General features: G+C 72.1%; 15 protein-coding genes. 13 read left to right on the top strand and 2 right to left on the bottom strand.

What is annotated here, in order from left to right; translation table 11 throughout:
• The first annotated feature begins 660 nt into the window (after nt 1-660).
• Nucleotides 661-1,512, top strand: a complete 852-nt coding sequence (locus tag AC5L3Z_RS22740; protein WP_494844864.1) for a menaquinone biosynthetic enzyme MqnA/MqnD family protein — start codon at nt 661-663, stop codon at nt 1,510-1,512.
• A 48-nt stretch (nt 1,513-1,560) separates the two neighbouring features.
• On the opposite strand, the gene AC5L3Z_RS22735 is transcribed toward AC5L3Z_RS22740, so the two are convergent.
• Both AC5L3Z_RS22735 and AC5L3Z_RS22730 read right to left on the bottom strand, forming a co-directional pair.
• On the bottom strand, nt 1,561-2,496 hold the full coding sequence (locus AC5L3Z_RS22735) for a serine hydrolase (RefSeq protein WP_494844863.1): 936 nt from the start codon (nt 2,494-2,496) through the stop codon (nt 1,561-1,563).
• Nucleotides 2,496-3,485 carry a hypothetical protein gene (locus AC5L3Z_RS22730; protein ID WP_494844862.1) on the bottom strand — a complete coding sequence of 330 codons (990 nt, stop codon included), beginning with the start codon at nt 3,483-3,485 and terminating at the stop codon, nt 2,496-2,498. Before AC5L3Z_RS22730 ends, AC5L3Z_RS22735 begins: the two co-directional genes overlap by 1 nt.
• 367 nt (nt 3,486-3,852) lie before the next feature.
• Here AC5L3Z_RS22730 and paaA point away from each other — a divergent pair, with 367 nt between their 5' ends.
• From paaA to AC5L3Z_RS22670, 12 genes are all read left to right on the top strand, one after another.
• Nucleotides 3,853-4,923, top strand: coding sequence for a 1,2-phenylacetyl-CoA epoxidase subunit PaaA (paaA, locus tag AC5L3Z_RS22725; protein WP_494844860.1), 1,071 nt, complete (start codon nt 3,853-3,855; stop codon nt 4,921-4,923).
• The gene (paaB, locus tag AC5L3Z_RS22720; protein WP_334531052.1) at nt 4,920-5,210 is read left to right on the top strand and encodes a 1,2-phenylacetyl-CoA epoxidase subunit PaaB; all 291 of its coding nucleotides are present in this window, start codon (nt 4,920-4,922) and stop codon (nt 5,208-5,210) included. Before paaA ends, paaB begins: the two co-directional genes overlap by 4 nt.
• On the top strand, nt 5,207-5,956 hold the full coding sequence (gene paaC, locus AC5L3Z_RS22715) for a 1,2-phenylacetyl-CoA epoxidase subunit PaaC (protein WP_494844859.1): 750 nt from the start codon (nt 5,207-5,209) through the stop codon (nt 5,954-5,956). The genes paaB and paaC overlap by 4 nt, the downstream gene beginning before the upstream one ends.
• A gap of 173 nt (nt 5,957-6,129) precedes the next feature.
• Nucleotides 6,130-6,606, top strand: coding sequence for a 1,2-phenylacetyl-CoA epoxidase subunit PaaD (gene paaD, locus AC5L3Z_RS22710; RefSeq protein WP_494844858.1), 477 nt, complete (start codon nt 6,130-6,132; stop codon nt 6,604-6,606).
• Nucleotides 6,603-7,712, top strand: coding sequence for a 1,2-phenylacetyl-CoA epoxidase subunit PaaE (gene paaE / locus AC5L3Z_RS22705; protein WP_494844856.1), 1,110 nt, complete (start codon nt 6,603-6,605; stop codon nt 7,710-7,712). The genes paaD and paaE overlap by 4 nt, the downstream gene beginning before the upstream one ends.
• 96 nt (nt 7,713-7,808) lie before the next feature.
• On the top strand, nt 7,809-8,999 hold the full coding sequence (gene mqnC / locus AC5L3Z_RS22700) for a cyclic dehypoxanthinyl futalosine synthase (RefSeq protein ID WP_334614010.1): 1,191 nt from the start codon (nt 7,809-7,811) through the stop codon (nt 8,997-8,999).
• A gap of 343 nt (nt 9,000-9,342) precedes the next feature.
• A complete protein-coding gene (locus AC5L3Z_RS22695) occupies nt 9,343-10,542 on the top strand; it encodes an LPXTG cell wall anchor domain-containing protein (RefSeq protein ID WP_494844855.1) in 1,200 nt (399 codons plus the stop codon).
• 384 nt (nt 10,543-10,926) lie between these two features.
• Nucleotides 10,927-12,117 carry a hypothetical protein gene (locus AC5L3Z_RS22690; protein WP_494844853.1) on the top strand — a complete coding sequence of 397 codons (1,191 nt, stop codon included), beginning with the start codon at nt 10,927-10,929 and terminating at the stop codon, nt 12,115-12,117.
• Between the two features lie 321 nt (nt 12,118-12,438).
• Nucleotides 12,439-13,653, top strand: a complete 1,215-nt coding sequence (locus AC5L3Z_RS22685) for a hypothetical protein (protein WP_494844851.1) — start codon at nt 12,439-12,441, stop codon at nt 13,651-13,653.
• Nucleotides 13,654-14,200: 547 nt separating this feature from the next.
• Entirely contained in the window at nt 14,201-15,436 is a 1,236-nt protein-coding gene (locus tag AC5L3Z_RS22680; RefSeq protein WP_494844850.1) for a cell wall anchor protein, read from the top strand.
• Between the two features lie 109 nt (nt 15,437-15,545).
• On the top strand, nt 15,546-16,256 hold the full coding sequence (locus AC5L3Z_RS22675) for a demethylmenaquinone methyltransferase (protein ID WP_494844849.1): 711 nt from the start codon (nt 15,546-15,548) through the stop codon (nt 16,254-16,256).
• A gap of 82 nt (nt 16,257-16,338) precedes the next feature.
• The gene (locus AC5L3Z_RS22670; RefSeq protein WP_494844847.1) at nt 16,339-16,563 is read left to right on the top strand and encodes a hypothetical protein; all 225 of its coding nucleotides are present in this window, start codon (nt 16,339-16,341) and stop codon (nt 16,561-16,563) included.
• Nucleotides 16,564-16,624: the final 61 nt, after the last annotated feature.

The raw sequence follows: 16,624 nt of genomic DNA, 5'->3' as shown, positions 1-16,624 counted from the left end.
CGCCAAACCCTCAACTGGCAGAATCCCGCCCAAGCACTCCACAAGTACCTCGTTGCAACAGCCACCTGAAACCGCCCCGCGCTGATGCCACTACTTCCGGGAAGCAGCACGATCTTGGAGATGCGGCACCCCGGCACCCGGCAAGGTGTGAGTCATTGGCGTCATCAGCTCCGAAGTGCGGAGTGAGGGGTCCTGCCATCCAGCCGGTTCTGAGACGGTGGGAGGCGGGGCGGGGCGAGGGAACCTCCGCTTGGCCGTGCCGGAGCGGTGCGAGGGCGGGGTGGGCGGGTTGCCGAAGGAGGAGCTGAGCGGCGGCTGGTCCGGGCCGCGGCCGGGGCGGGATCATGGGGAGGGCGGCTCGATGGCCGGTTACCTGATCGGCGGGGCTCTGCTGGCGGTGCTGCCGCCGCGCCTGGCCATCGCCGGCACCGGCGTGGCCGGCCTGCTGGTGGTGCTGGCGTTCGTGCCGGTGGTGGCGCGGACGGTTCGCCGCACCAATACGGCCCGTCCGACGGGCGACGCGGAGGCCCACGACGGCGCCGCGCCGGAGGCGTACCCGACCCGGCGGCGCCCGGTCCCGCCACGGCGGCCGCTGCGGAGTTGGCCACTCCCGCGCCGGCCCGCTGAGCCCGGACCGGCCCACGGGGATACCGTCAGGTCATGGCTGAGCGCGTCGAACGCCCCCGGGTCGGGCACATCCAGTTCCTCAACTGCCTGCCGATCTACTGGGGGCTGATGCGTTCCGGCGCGCTGATCGACGTCGACCTGCACAAGGACTCGCCGGACCGGCTCAGCGCCGCCCTGGTCGCCGGCGACCTGGACATCGGGCCGATCTCACACGTCGAGTACCTGCGGCACGCCGACGAGCTGCTGCTCCTGCCCGACCTGGCGGTGGGCAGCGACGGGCCGGTGCTCTCGGTCAACGTGGTCTCCACCAAGCCGCTGGCCGAGCTGGACGGCGGCCGGGTCGCCCTCGGCTCGACCTCGCGGACCGGTGTGCTCCTCGCGCAGCTGCTCCTCGGCGAGCGGTACGGGGTCCGCCCCGAGTACTTCCGCTGCCCGCCGGACCTGACCCAGATGCTGCTGGAGGCCGACGCCGGCGTGCTCATCGGGGACGTGGCGCTGCGCGCGCTCTACGAGGCGCCCCGCCGCGGGCTGGAGGTCACCGACCTCGGGCAGGCCTGGCAGGAGTGGACCGGCCTGCCGATGGTCTTCGCCGTCTGGGCGGTACGCCGTGACTTCGCCGCCGCCCACCCGGGGATGGTCAAGGAGGTGCACGAGGCGTTCCTGCGCTCCCGTGACCTGTGCCTGGCCGAGCTGGACCAGGTGGCGGAGTCGGCCGCCCGCTGGGAGCCGTTCGACGCGGACACCCTCGCCACCTACTTCCGCGCCCTCGACTTCTCCCTCGGTGAGCGGCAGGTCGCCGGCCTGCGGGAGTTCGCCCGGCGGGCCGCGGCGATCGGGGAGGCTCCCGCGCTCCCCGCCGGCGGCCCGGAGTTCTTCACCGGCTGAGTCCGGCTGAGCCCCGGTTGAGCCCGGTCGAGCCCAACTCGGCCGGGCTCAGAGGTCGTCGCGGAGCACCGCCTCGGTGATCTTCTGGCAGTTCTTCATGCCGTACTCGACGCCCAGGCCGATCGGGTAGCGGACCATCACGCCCATCGTCCAGTTGTCGCCGATGGCCAGGCAGTTGATGTGGAACTCCTGCTCCCGGGTCCGGTCCACCCAGCCGTTCTTGATCGCGATGTCCTTCCGCTCGGCGGCCGGGAACGCCTTGCGGATGCCGAAGTCGCCGGCGCCGCGGACCTGTCGCATCTCGCTGAGCAGCCACTTGGTCCACTTCGGGCCGGCCGCGCGACCGTCGGCGATGCAGGCGCCGAGCCGGGCGGTGTCCCGGGGGGAGAGGTTGGTCCGGCTCCAGCCGCCGTCGGCGGCCGGGCTGCTGTCGGTGGTCTCGCAGATGGAGACCATCCGCTTGATCGAGGCGGACCGGCCGAGAGAGTTGTAGAACTGCTCGGCCCGGATGTTGTCGCTGTCCCGGATGATCCGGGTGGCGTCGGCGAGCTTGGCGTCGCTCGGCGTCTGGCCGGCGTCGTCCGCCCGGCGCAGGTGGTCGGCGACGATCCAGGATTTGATCAGCGACGCGGTGGTGCTGGTCTCGGCCATGTTCTCGGAGCCGATGATCTCGCCGGTCCGGGTGTCCAGGACGCTCCAGGCGTACCAGCCCTTGAGGTCGAGGTCGACCTGCTTCTCCTCGAACGGCAGCGGCTCCAGCGACGGCGACGGGCTTGGCCGGGGTCGGTCACTGCGGTCGCTGGGCTCACCCGTTGACCGTTTCGACCCGGCCGGCTCCCCCCACTGCGAGGCGGCGGTGGACTCCAGCGGCGAGCCGGGCAGCAGCCGCAGCGACACCAGCACCAGTCCGATCAGGATCGCGGCGACGGCGCCCAGCTTGAGCATCTGGTTGTCCCGCCGGTCGCCCCGGCGGTCGCCCGCCATCAGAGCTTCCCGACCGGCTGCTGCGGCACCTTGAGCGCCGCGCCGGGCTGCGGCGCGACCAGTTGGGTGGCGACGCCGGCGCAGACCTTCGCGCCGTACGGCAGACGGCTCTTGGCGGGGTAGCGCAGCATCACCGCGAGGCTCCACTTGTCGGTGACGGCGAGGCAGCTGACGTGCCAGTTGCCGTCGTAGCCGAGCAGCGTCCAGCCGTTCTTCATGCTCACTGGGCCCTGCGCCTTGATCTCGGCGGGGAGGCCGTCGATGATGCCCCACTTGCCGCCGCCGGACCGCTCCTGCTGCTGGCTCACGCTCCCCCGGACCTTGCTCATCTCGTCGAGCAGCCATCCGGTCCACTTCCGGCCGGCCGCCCTGCCGTCGGCGATGCAGTCGCCGAGCCGGGCCGCGTCCCGGGGGGACATCCGGGTGAAGCTCCACCAGCCCTCGTACGGGCGCACGTTGCCGCGCCGGGTGTCGGTGAGGCCGCAGATGCTGATCGCCCGCTTGACCACCGGACCGGGTTGACCACCCGCGGGCGCCTTGTAGGAGCCACCCGCCGCCGCGTAGACCTTGTTGGCCGCGTCGTCGTCGCTGTCCCGGATGGCCAGGCTGGCGGCCTTCTTCAGCGCCGCCGTCGGCTCCTTGTCGCCGAGCTGGCGCAGGTAGTCGGCGACGATCCAGGCCTTGAGCATCGACTCGGTCGAGCTGGTCGAGGCCATGTTCTTCGACCCCGAGACCGTGCCGGTCTTGCGGTCCAGCAGAGCCCAGCCGAAGAACTCGCCCTTGAAGTCCACCGACACGGGGGCGGCGACCAGGGTGGGTGGCGGGGGAGCGGTCGGTGCCGGGACGGGGACCTGTTCGGCCGCGCCGCCACCGATGCCGCCGAGGCCCGCGCCGTCGCCGGCGAGCCGCGCGTACGCGGTGGGCACCAGCAGGCCGGCGCCGAGCAGGACCGCCAGGACGGCGAGCACCATGATCACGCGAGATCGCATGAGTGGGTGAACTCCAGATGTCAGGGCCGGGGGGACCGGCTGTTATCCGATTGGGTCGCCTGACCGCCGAGGTCGGGGGACTGACCTCTTCTTCGCGGTGATCGTCGGCAGCCGATCGGTGTGACCGGGGAAGTCTACGTCCGGTCCGGCGACGCGCCAGAACCCGACGCTCGCCAAGTTGCCGTGAACCCGGGACTAAGGGCCGCTATGCCTCCCTTGGGGGGATTCATCTTTCTTTGGTGAGGCAGGTCACAACCGCGTCGGTGGCCTGGTGATGACCCAGAGCGGCCGGCCGGTGACGCAGAGGCGCTCGCAAATCCTGTTACACCCTCTGGTGTCATCAGAGGCGAGCTGTAACACTTGGGCCATGTATGGCAACGACTTCGCCGCCGAGGGGGACGCTCCCGGCGGTGGCCTGCTCGGTCAGGTCGAGGCGGCTGAGGCGGCGCTGCGCGAGGCGGCCGCCCGGGGCCGGCGCGAGGCGCCCGAGCCCGGCGCCGACCTGGCGGCCTACTTCGCCGACGTGATCGACGCCGACCAGAAGATCGAGCCGCGCGACTGGATGCCGGAGGCGTACCGCAGGACGCTGATCCGGCAGATCGCCCAGCACGCGCACTCCGAGATCATCGGCATGCAGCCCGAGGGGAACTGGATCAGCCGGGCCCCCTCGCTCAAGCGCAAGGCGATCCTGCTGGCCAAGGTGCAGGACGAGGCCGGCCACGGGCTCTATCTCTACGCCGCCGCGGAGACCCTGGGTGTCAGCCGGGACGAGCTGGTCCAGCTCCTGCTCGACGGCCGGCAGAAGTACAGCTCGATCTTCAACTACCCGACGCTGACCTGGGCCGACGTCGGCGCGATCGGTTGGCTGGTGGACGGCGCGGCGATCGTCAACCAGGTCCCGCTCTGCCGCTGCTCGTACGGACCGTACGCGCGGGCGATGATCCGGGTCTGCAAGGAGGAGTCGTTCCACCAGCGGCAGGGCTACGAGATCCTGCACACCCTCGCCCACGGCACCCCCGCCCAGAAGGCGATGGCCCAGGACGCCGTGGACCGCTGGTGGTACCCGTCGCTGGCGATGTTCGGCCCGCCGGACGGCGACTCCACCCACTCGGCCCAGTCGATGGCCTGGAAGATCAAGCGCTTCTCCAACGACGAGCTGCGCCAGCGCTTCGTGGACATGTGCGTGCAGCAGGCCGAGATCCTCGGCCTCACCCTGCCCGACCCCGACCTGCGCTGGAACGACGAGCGGCAGGAGCACGACTACACCCAGCCCGACTACGACGAGCTGATGCGGGTGATCAAGGGCGACGGCCCGTGCAACCGGCAGCGGATGGAACACCGGCGGCGCGCCCACACCGAGGGCGCCTGGGTACGCGAGGCCGCCGCGGCGTACGCCGCCAAGCGGGCGGAGCAGCAGAAGGAGAGGGTCGCGGCATGACCGGCCAGGAGCACTCGCCGCTGTGGGAGGTCTTCGTCCGGGCCCGGCGCGGGCTGTCGCACACCCACGTCGGCAGCCTGCACGCCCCCGACGCCGAGCTGGCCCTGCGCCACGCCCGGGACCTCTACACCCGCCGCCAGGAGGGGGTCTCCATCTGGGTGGTGCCGGCGGGCGCGATCACCGCGTCCAGCCCGGACGAGAAGGACGCCTTCTTCGACCCGGCCGCCGACAAGGTCTACCGCCACCCCACCTTCTACGAGGTGCCGGACGGGGTGGCCCACCTGTGAACGACCTCTTCGAGTTCAGCCTCCGGCTCGGCGACGACGCGCTCATCGCCGCGCAGCGGCTCGGCGAGTGGGCCACCCGCGCGCCGGAGATGGAGGAGGACATCGCGCTGGCCAACATCGCGCTCGACCAGCTCGGCGCGGCCCGCCTGCTGCTGTCGTACGCGGGGGAGGTGGAGGGCGCCGGCCGGGACGAGGACGCGCTGGCGTACCTGCGTGACGACCGGGAGTTCCGCAACTGCCTGCTGGTCGAGCTGCCCAACGGCGACTTCGCGGTGACCATGGCGAAGCTGCTCTTCCTCTCGGCGTACCAGCGGTCGCACTACGACCGGCTGGTCGCCTCCACCGACGAGCGGATCGCCGCCATCGCGGCGAAGGCCCGCAAGGAGTCCGCCTACCACCTCGACCACTCCTCGCTCTGGGTGCGCCGGCTCGGTGACGGGACCGAGGAGTCGCACCGCCGGATGCAGGACGCGGTGGACGCGGTCTGGCCGTACGCGTACGAGCTCTTCGCCTCGGACGGGTTGACCGACCGGCTGGTCGAGCGCGGCGTGGCCCCGGCGCCGGCGGTCCTGCGGCACGAGTGGCTCGGCACCGTCACCGCCGTGCTCGACGAGGCCACCCTGACCCCGCCCGACCTTTCCTGGGCGCCGACCGGTGGGCGGGACGGCGTGCACAGCGAGCACCTGTCGTACCTGCTGGCGGAGATGCAGGTGCTGCACCGCGCCCATCCCGGGGCGAAGTGGTGAGCGCGAGGAGTGCAGCGGAGCGGAGCCCCGCGGTCGCGAACGGAAGGCGGCTCCGGTGAGCGCGAGGAGTGCAGCGGAGCGGAGCCCCGCAGTCGCGAACGGAAGGCGGCTCCGGTGAGCGCGAGGAGTGCAGCGGAGCGGAGCCCCGCGGTCGCCAACGGACGGCGGCACCGGTGAGCGACCCCAGGGCGGCCGTGGCGGCGGTGGTGGACCCGGAGATCCGGGTGATCACCATCGACGAGCTCGGCATCCTGCGGGCGGTCGACCGGGATCCGGCCACCGGCCGGGTGGTCGTCACCATCACCCCCACCTACACCGGCTGCCCGGCGATGGACGTGATCCGCGCCGACATCCGCCGCGCGCTGACCGCCGCCGGCCACCCCGACGCCGAGGTCCGCACGGTCTACCACCCGGCCTGGAGCACCGACTGGATCTCCGACCGGGGGCGGGAGAAGCTGGCCGCCGCCGGCATCGCCCCGCCGGCCCCGGTACGCGCGGGTAACCTGGTTCCCCTGTCGCTGTCCGTGCGCTGCCCGCGCTGCGGCTCGCCGGAGACCGAACAGGTCAGCCGCTTCGGCTCCACCGCGTGCAAGGCGCTCTGGCGCTGCCGCTCCTGCTCCGAACCCTTCGACCACCTGAAGGCGCTGTGACTGTCACCATCACCCGCCCCGTCCGCCGTCGGCCGGCCTTCCACCCGCTGACCGTCGCCGCCGTCGACCGGCTCACCGACGATGCCGTGGCGGTCACCTTCGCCGTTCCCGAGGAGCTGCGGGAGACCTTCGCGTTCTCCGCCGGCCAGCACCTCACGGTTCGGCGCGCGGCCGAGGACGGCACGGACGTGCGGCGGTCGTACTCGATCTGCTCGACCCCGGACGACCTGGCCCGGCACGGCCGGCTGCGGATCGGGGTGCGGGAGATCCCCGGCGGCGCGTTCTCCGCGTTCGCCTGTGGCGCGCTGCGCGGCGGCGACACCGTCGAGGTGCTGCCCCCGCTGGGGCACTTCACCACGGCGTTCGCGCCGGACCGGGTCCGCCACTACGGCGCGGTGGTCGCCGGTTCCGGCGTCACGCCGGTGCTCTCGCTGGTCGCGACCGCCCTGGCCGTCGAGCCGGCCAGCACCTTCACCCTGGTGTACGGCAACCGCACGGCCAACACGGTGATGTTCGCCGAGGAGCTGGCCGACCTGAAGGACCGCTACCCGACCCGGCTGCACCTGGTGCACGTGCTCTCCCGGGAGCAGGGCGAGTCGCCGCTGCTGTCCGGGCGGATCGACGCCGACCGGCTGGCCCGGCTGCTGGAGACCATCGTGCCGGGCGACACGATCGAGGAGTGGTTCCTCTGCGGCCCGTACGGGATGGTGGTGGACGCCAGGGCGCTGCTGACCGGGCGGGGCCTGCCCGAGTCGGCGGTGCACACCGAGCTGTTCCACGTCGACGCGCCGCCGGAGCCGGTGCGCCGCCCGGGTGACGAACCCGGCGCCGGCGCCGAGGTGACGATCGTGCTGGACGGTCGCTCGTCGCGCTTCACCATGGGCCGGGACGAGCGGGTGCTGGACGCCGCGCTGAAGGTCCGCGGCGAGCTGCCGTACGCCTGCAAGGGCGGGGTCTGCTCGACCTGCAAGGCGAAGGTGGTCTCCGGCGAGGTGACGATGGCCCGCAACTACGCTCTGGAGCCGGACGAGGTCGCCCGGGGCTACGTCCTGACCTGCCAGTCCAGCCCGGTGACCGACACCCTCACGGTCGACTACGACGCCTGACCGGCGCCCGGCCGGACCGGCCGGGGGCCTGCGGGCGCGTCACACCGCGGAGCACCCCGAACGGGCCCGGCGCCGCACCGGCGTAGGCTCGGAGGCGTGACGGTGAGCCGGGAGATCGACGACATCCTGCAGCGCGGCGCGGACGGCGGGCGGATCACGCCCGAGGAGGCCCTGCTGCTCTACACCGAGGCGCCCTTCCACGCGCTGGGCGAGGCGGCCGACGCGGTGCGGCGGCGGCGCTACCCGGACAACATCGTCACCTACCTGATCGACCGCAACATCAACTACACGAACGTCTGCGTGACGGCGTGCAAGTTCTGCGCGTTCTACCGGGCCCCCAAGCACAAGGAGGGCTGGACCCACCCGACCGAGGAGATCCTGCGCCGCTGCGGCGAGGCGGTCGAGCTGGGCGCCACCCAGGTGATGCTCCAGGGCGGCCACCACCCGGACTACGGCGTGGAGTACTACGAGGAGCTCTTCTCCTCGGTCAAGAAGGCCTACCCGCAGCTGGCCATCCACTCGATCGGCCCGAGCGAGATCCTGCACATGGCGAAGGTCTCCGGGGTGAGCCTGGACGAGGCCATCTCGCGGATCAAGGCAGCCGGGCTGGACTCCATCGCCGGCGCCGGCGCGGAGATGCTGCCCGAGCGGCCGCGCCGGGCGATCGCGCCGCTGAAGGAGTCGGGTGAGCGCTGGCTGGAGGTCATGGAGCTGGCCCACCGGCAGGGCGTCGAGTCGACCGCGACCATGATGATGGGCACCGGCGAGACGCACGCGGAGCGGATCGAGCACCTGCGGATGATCCGCGACGTGCAGGACCGCACCGGCGGCTTCCGGGCCTTCATCCCGTGGACGTACCAGCCGGAGAACAACCACCTCAAGGGGCGGACCCAGGCCACCACGCTGGAGTACCTGCGCCTGGTCGCGGTCGCCCGGCTCTTCTTCGAGACCGTGCCGCACCTGCAGGCGTCCTGGCTGACCACCGGCAAGGACGTCGGCCAGCTCGCCCTGCACATGGGCGTGGACGACCTGGGCTCGATCATGCTGGAGGAGAACGTCATCTCCTCGGCCGGTGCCCGGCACCGCTCCAACCTGCACGAGCTGATCGGGATGATCCGCTCGGCGGACCGGATCCCCGCGCAGCGGGACACCCTCTACCGCCGGCTCGCGGTGCACCACACCCCGGCGGACGACCCGACCGACGAGCGGGTGGTCTCGCACTTCTCCTCGATCGCCATGCCCGGCGGTGGCGCCGGCCGGCAGCTGCCCCTGGTCGACGCCCGCTGAGGCGGGCGCGCAAGCGCGGAGCGTGGGGTGGGACGGGCGACCGTCCCACCCCACGCCGTTTCTGGCCGGTGAATCGACGGTGATCCACCGTACGTGACGGTGGCCGTTCGCCCGGTGACCGACCGGATCGTCGGGTGCTCATCGGCCGGGTCGGTATTCATATCGGCCGTTCGGAGGAACGGCGCGACATTCAGCCCCCACAATGCCCGTCAATTCGGGCGTTCCTTAAGTGACGCTTAGGTGCGCAGGTCGGAAACGCCAGGTGGAGGGGGTGGCGTAGGTGATCGTGGACCGCTAACGTGCGGCCGGCGTACCTTCCACACTTCCTCGGGGGAACCCTCTGATGATCTTCCGTAACCGACCGCTGGCGCGGTTCGGCGCTGCCGCGCTGCTCGCCTCCGGCGCGTTCACCGCCCTCGGCACCCCGGCCCACGCCGCGGAGACCTCCACCGACCTGGCGCTCGATGTGGTCGGCACCCGGGTCGCCACCGGCACCCCGGGCAAGCTGGCCTTCGCCAAGATCACCAACACCGGCAAGAACACCCCGAGCGAGCTGGCCGTTCGGATCGACGTCTCCAAGGTGGACTTCTCCAAGGTCATCGCCGTACCGTTCACCGAGGACGAGTGCGAGGTGGAGGGCACCGAGGAGAAGCCGACGGCGTTCACCTGCTACGCCACCGAGAAGGGCCTGCCGGGGCCCGGCGAGACCACCGACCTGCCGCTGGTGGTGTTCAAGTTCGACGAAGAGAACACCTACAAGGCGCCGCTCTCCTTCAAGCTGATCTCGAAGGACGACACCAACCCGGAGAACAACGCCAAGTCCGCCACCCTGGAGTTCTCCGACCAGAGCGGGCCGGACCTGAACGTGCTCGCCGAGGACGTCAAGCAGGCCGTCAAGATCGTCGACGGCAACCCGTCCTACTCCGGTGACCTGCACCCGGGCGGCCGGTCGGCGCTGACCTACTTCGTCGCCAACCAGGGTGACATGGCATCCGCGGGCCTCAAGATCTCGGTCAAGCTCCCCAAGGGCGTGACCCCGGCCGAGACCGAGCAGGGCTGCGAGTACTCGGCGGACAAGCTCACCTTCACCTGCACCTACGAGGACTTCCGCCTCATCCCGGCGATCCAGGACGACAGCAACGACGACAAGATCTACTCGGCGTACGGCTTCTACCACCTGTTCGACGTGGCGAAGGACGTGAAGCCGGGCGCCCTGAAGGGTGGCATGGTCAGCGTCGAGCCGATCGGTGACCAGCCGACCGCCGCCGAGGCGCGCAAGCCCGTCGCGCTGCCGGCCAACGTCGAGGGCCTCCAGGCCGCCGACGTGGACCCCAGCGACAACAGCGACGGCTACGCCGTGATCGTGGCCAAGAAGACCGACGGCGGTGGCGGTGGCGGCGGTCTGCCGGTCACCGGCCCGCAGGCCGGTCTGATCGGTGGCGTCGGCATCGCCGCGGCCGCCGCGGGTGGCGCGCTCTTCCTGATGGCGCGTCGTCGCCGGGTCGTCCTGGTGACCCCGGGCGACGAGAAGCCGACCGCCTGATCCAGCGGTAGGCACCAGCCGGTGGAGACCGGCGGAGATCGGTGAGTGCGGGGTGGGACGGGTGACCGTCCCACCCCGCACCCGTTCCGGCGGCCGTCCCGGACGCCATCGTGGATCGACGGCCCACCGGCGGTGACGGCGGTCGTGCCCGCCGTGGCAGGCCGAACGGGCCCGCACCGGCCGCCGCCTCGACATTGATGGCGACCTTTCGGTGGACCCGGTGGTGACCACCACCCACTCGATGCCCGTCAATTCGGGCACTCCACGGCCGGGGCGAGAATCCCGGGCCGGCCGGCCGGGCGGGCGTGGGGGGTGGCGGGGCCGGGCGGGGATCGCTAACGTGCGCCCGGCGTACTTCCCGCTCTTCCCACGGGGGAACCTCCGATGATTTTCCGTAGCCGGCCGCTGGCGCGGCTCGGTGCCGCGGCGCTGCTCGCCTCCGGCGCGTTCACCGCGCTCGGCGCCCCGGCCCACGCCGCCGGCACCGCCTCCGACCTCGCCATCGAGGCCGTCGTCGGCACCAAGGTCGCCGCCGGCGCCGAGTACAAGGCCGCCTTCGCCAAGATCACCAGCAAGGGCACCGGCACCCCGACCAACGTGACCATCAAGGCCGACACCTCCAAGGTGGACTTCGATCGGCTCGCGGTCCTGCCCGGCCTGGAGTTCTGCGAGGTCGACGAGGAGAAGTTCGACCTCTGGACCTGCGTCCTGCCGGACGAGGAGGTGCCGAAGCCGGGTGGCACGGTGGACGTGCCGTTGTTCATGTTCAAGGCGGCCGAGGACGTGGAGCTGCCGTACCGCGCCCCGGTCGCGGTGACCGTCTCCTCCGAGGACGACACCGACCCGAGCAACAACTCGGCCTCCTTCACCGTCGAGCTGAGCGACGAGAGCGGCGTCGACCTCAGCGTCTTCGTCCCCGACGTGCGGCAGCGGCTCGACCCGGCGGAGTACGACCCGGACCACGAGGGCGCGCCGGTGCTGCGGCCGGGGGAGACGACCCTGCTGCTCGGCAGCATCGGCAACGAGGGGGACCGGGTCACCGACGGGGTGCGGGTGACCGTGCGCCTGCCGGAGGGCGTCACCTTCGCCGGTTCCTTCGAGGGGTGCGAGCACACCGCGGACAAGCGGACGACGACCTGCGAGGCCGAGGACCTGGCGCTGCAGAAGGGCGGCGACCATGTCAACCTCTTCATGCCGATCACCGTGGCGGCGGACGCGCCGGCGCCGGTCGCCCTCAAGCCCGGCACGGTGACCGCGGCCGCGCTGGGCGAGCTGCCTGCCGGGGCGCAGGCCGCGCGGGGCGGCGTGAAGCTCCCGTCGGTGCTCAAGCTGACGGCCGGCGCCGTGAAGGACGTGGACCCGAGCGACAACAGTGACGACTTCGCGGTCATCGTGGCCGCGAAGGCCAACGGCGGCGGTGGTGGCGACGGCGGTCTGCCGGTCACCGGTCCGCAGGCCGGGCTCATCGGTGGCGTCGGCATCGCCGCGGCCGCCGCGGGAGGCGCGCTCTTCCTGATGGCGCGTCGTCGTCGGGTCCTGCTCGTCACCCCTGCCGACGAGAAGCCCACCGCCTGACGGTGTCCTCCATCGGCCCATGAGGGCCGTTCACATAACGCACCGCGCCGAGGGCGGGATGGGTGACCATCCCGCCCTCGGTGTTCCTCCCCGGGCCCGCCGTCCGAACGGTGCGCCGTCACCGCCCTGCCGGCAGTCCTGGTGACCGTTCGGTGGACGGTCAACTCCCAGCGGCCGTGACAAGAACGGTCAACCCGGGCAATCCGCACCCTCCCCTGCGGGATGCCACCCGGCCGGGTTCCGCGCGGGGTGGCTGCGGCCATCGACGGCCGCTAACCTGCGGCGGCGTACTTTCCGATCTTCTGCCGGGGGCAGCCACTCATGATCATTAGTAGTCGACCGCTGGCGCGGCTGGGTGCCGCCGCGCTGCTGGCTTCCGGTGTGTTCGCCGGGCTGGGTGCCCCGGCGTACGCCGAGGCCGTCGAGACCGACCTCTCGCTCGACGTCGTCGGCACCAAGGTCGCCGCCGACGCCAAGGGCAAGGCCGCCTTCGCCAGGATCACCAACCGTGGCGAGCACGCCCCGAGCAAGGTCACCGTGGCCATCGACGTGTCGAAGGTGGACTTCGACAAGGTCGTCGTGCTGCCGATCGAAGAGGACTGTGACCTCGAGGGCGAGCTGAAGCCGACGCGCTGGACCTGCGTACTGCCGCCGGAGGCGCTGCCCGGCCCGGGCGTGACCGTGGACGTCCCGGTCGTACTCTTCAAGGCGCCCGATCTCGAAGGCACCTACGCCGCCCCGGTGACCCTCACGATCGTCGCGCCGGAAGATGTCAACACCAACAACGACTCCAGGGCGGCGACCGTCGAGTTCAGCGAGGAGCACGGCCCGGACCTGGTCACCCAGGCCGACGACGTGACCCGCGGCCTCAAGGTCACCGAGGACGAGGCGATCCCGCTCGAGGACCTGCGCGCCGGCGACCAGGCCGAACTGCACTACCTGGTGGCCAACCAGGGCGACCAGATCGCGCTCGGCCTCAAGAGCACCATCAAGCTGCCCGAGGGTGTCACCTTCGGCGCCAGGTACGAGGACTGCGACTACGACGCCGCGATGCGCTCGGTCAGCTGCGTCTGGGAAGACGTCCTGCTGTACGCGGTGCAGGACGACCGCGACGATCGGGACGACAGGTACTCCGCGATCGACGTCCGCTTCCCGATCAAGGTGGGCAAGGACGTCAAGCCGGGCACCCTGACCGGCGGCGTCGTCGCGACCGCCGCGATCGCCACCGAGCACACCACCCCGTACACGGCGAAGGCCGGCCTGCCCTCGTTCATCAAGGGTCTGCCCGCCAACGCGACCGACGTCGATGCCAGTGACAACACCGACCCCTACGCCGTGATCGTGGCCAAGGGCGACCGGGGCGGTTCCGGCGGTGGCGGCGGTGGCGAAGGCGGTCTGCCGGTGACCGGTCCGCAGGCCGGCCTGGTCGGTGGCATCGGTGCCGCGGTGCTCGCCGCCGGTGGCGCGATGTTCGTGCTGGCGCGACGGCGGCGGGTGGTCCTGGTGACCCCCGGCGACGAGAAGCCGACCGCCTGACGGGCGGGCGTGGATCGACCGGCCGCGACGAGGCCGGTGGACGCGGGGTGGGACGGGCAGCCGTCCCACCCCGCGCCGCGTCCCGGCTCCGTCCTGGCGCGACCAACCGGAAGTCGTGCCCGCGGCGGCCGGAACGGCATTCATGGCGGCCGTTCGGGTGGCGGCCGACCGGTGAGATCCGGTGCAGGGGCGGTGATCCGGACAATCGCCTGGTGGCGGCCGGGGCACAGCTCGGAAACGATCGGCGCGCAGGGATGGCGGGGCGCGGCCGGCGACGGCTAACGTCCGGCCGGCACCTGCTTCTCCCAGGGTTGTCGGCGGCGGAGAGCGGCAGCCCGGGGGCACGTCCTCCATCGGTCCATGAGGGCCGTTCACATAACGCACCGCACCGAGGGCGGGATGGGTGACCATCCCGCCCTCGGTGATCCTCCGTTCGGACGCCGATGCCCGGCATCCGTCGTCGACGCTGGCGCACGGCCGTCGATCTCCGATACCTTCCGCTCGGTTCGCAACGACCATCCCACCTTCCCTAACCCCCGGGGGATCGATGACTCCGTTCCACCGCTCGGCCCTGGCCCGTGCCGGTGCCGTCGCCCTGCTCGCCGCCGGCGGCCTGGGCACCGTGGCCGCGCCGGCGCACGCCGCCGACCAGGCCGACCTCCATCTCGTCCCGCTCAGCTACGAGCTGGCCAAGGGCGTCAAGGAGGCCAAGGCCAAGCCGTTCAAGTTCCAGATCGACAACACCCGCGGCGCCGTCGCCGCCAAGGACGTCCGGGTCACCGTCGAGACCAAGGGCCTCAAGGACCGCAAGGTCGGCGTGGTGGTGCCGGACGGGTGCGAGGCCGACGGCACCGTCTTCACCTGCCAGTTCGGTGACGTGCCGGGCGGCACCACCGAGGACTTCGGCATCCCGCTCTTCTCCACCGGCGGTCGCGGCGACGCGGGCACCCTCGTCGTCACCATCACCTCCGCCACCGCCGACCCGAACTCCGACGACAACACCGTCGAGCACGACGTCACCGTCGCCAAGCCCGGCTACGACCTGACCAGCTGGGTGCAGGACGTGTACGCGGACGTCGCCGTCGACGGCGACGAGGCCGGTGAGTCGGACCTCAAGGGCGTCAAGCCGGGCGAGAGCGCCCCGCTGGACTGGGCCATCTACAACGACGGCAGCCGCAGGGCCACCGGCGTGGCGTACGGGATCACGCTGCCGGCCGGCGTCACCTTCGTGGAGGTGCCGGAGGGCTGCGTCGAGCAGGAGCTGGGCGGGCTCGCCCAGGCGTACTGCGAGGACTCGGGCGCGGTGCTGCGGCCCGGCCAGTTCTACACCTCGGAGGTGCGGGTGAAGGTCGGCGCGGAGGTCACCACGCCACTGCTCCGCCCGGGCTTCCTCTTCGCCGCCGGTCTCGACGCCGCCGAGGGTGAGCCGGAGGAGGCCCCCCGGGTCGCCACCGACACCCAGCGGCGGACCTTCACCGAGACCGACGAGGTCGACAACACCGCGCAGTTCGACGTCTTCGTCGACCTGACGACCGGCCCGACGCCGACTCCGACCGCCACCCCGACCGGGCAGCCCACCCCGACCGGCCAGCCGACCGCTACCCCGTCCAACGGTGGCGGCGGCGGTGGCGGCGACGGCGGCCTTCCGGTCACCGGTGTCCAGGTCGGGCTGATCGGCGGCATCGGCGCCGCCATCCTGCTCGCGGGCGGGGCGCTGCTGGTGCTCTCCCGCCGGCGCAAGGTCGTCCTGGTGGCCCCGACGGACGAGAAGTCCGGGGACTGACCGGTACGAACGCACGACGGGCGGGGTGGGCGACCACCCCGCCCGTCGTGCGTCCGCGCGACAGCGGGCCGGTGCCGGCCGGCCGGGAGCCGGCTGGCAGAGTGGAGGGGTGAGCCGTACCCCGCAGGGCCAGCGCGCCAACCTGGACAAGCAGCCGCACGAGGTCGCCGCGATGTTCGACGGCGTGGCCGCCCGCTACGACCTGACGAACACCGTCCTCTCCTTCGGCCAGGACCGGTTCTGGCGGCGGGCGACCCGGGCCGCGCTCGGCCTGCGCCCCGGCGACCGGGTGCTGGACGTGGGCGCGGGCACCGGCGTCTCGACCGAGGAGCTGGCCCACTCCGGGGCGTACGCGGTCGGCGCCGACCTGTCGCTGGGGATGCTGCACGCCGGCAAGCGCAGCCGGCCGGCGGTGCCGCTGCTGGCCGGGGACGCGCTGCGGCTGCCCTTCGCCGACGGCGCCTTCGACGCGGTGACGATCTCCTTCGCGCTGCGCAACGTCAACGACACCGAGGCCGCCCTGCGTGAGCTGGCCCGGGTCACCCGGCCCGGCGGCCGGCTGGTGGTCTGCGAGTTCAGCACCCCGGTGAACCCGGCCTTCCGCACCGTCTACCTGTCGTACCTGATGCGGTCGCTGCCGGCCGTGGCGCGGAGGGTGTCCAGCAACCCCGACGCCTACGTCTACCTGGCCGAGTCGATCCGGGCCTGGCCGGACCAGGCGGCGCTGGCCGCGCGGATCGGCGCGGCGGGTTGGTCTCGGGTGGCGTGGCGCAACCTGAGCGGTGGGGTGGTCGCCCTGCACCGGGCGACCCGCGACTGAGCCCCCCCGGGCTGCCGGTAACCGGCAGCGCTCTTTTGTGAATGTCCGCAATTAGTCTACTTTGCCCCGTAGGCTCGGTCCTATGAAGGGACCAGACCGGACGGACGCCACCCTCGACGACGACGCGGCCGAACTCATCGCGCAGCTCCGGGAGTTGGCCGGGGCGGATCCCGCCGACGTCCGTCAGGTGGTCGCCGAGGTGCTGGCCGCCCTGGACCGTGCCGCCGGTGGGGCGCTGCGCGAGCACCTGCCGGAGGCGATCCGGGTCGATGCCGGCCTGGACGCCGGCGGGCCGGTCCGTCGCTGACGCCGAAGTGGACGCCGACCGGCGTGTTTCCGGCGAGTTAGGTACCCCTCAGCGCCCCCGG

It is taken from the genome of Micromonospora sp. LZ37 (genome assembly GCF_059359015.1).
The sequence above is the reverse complement of the archived record's forward strand: the minus strand, read 5'-3'. Positions and strand labels throughout refer to the sequence as shown.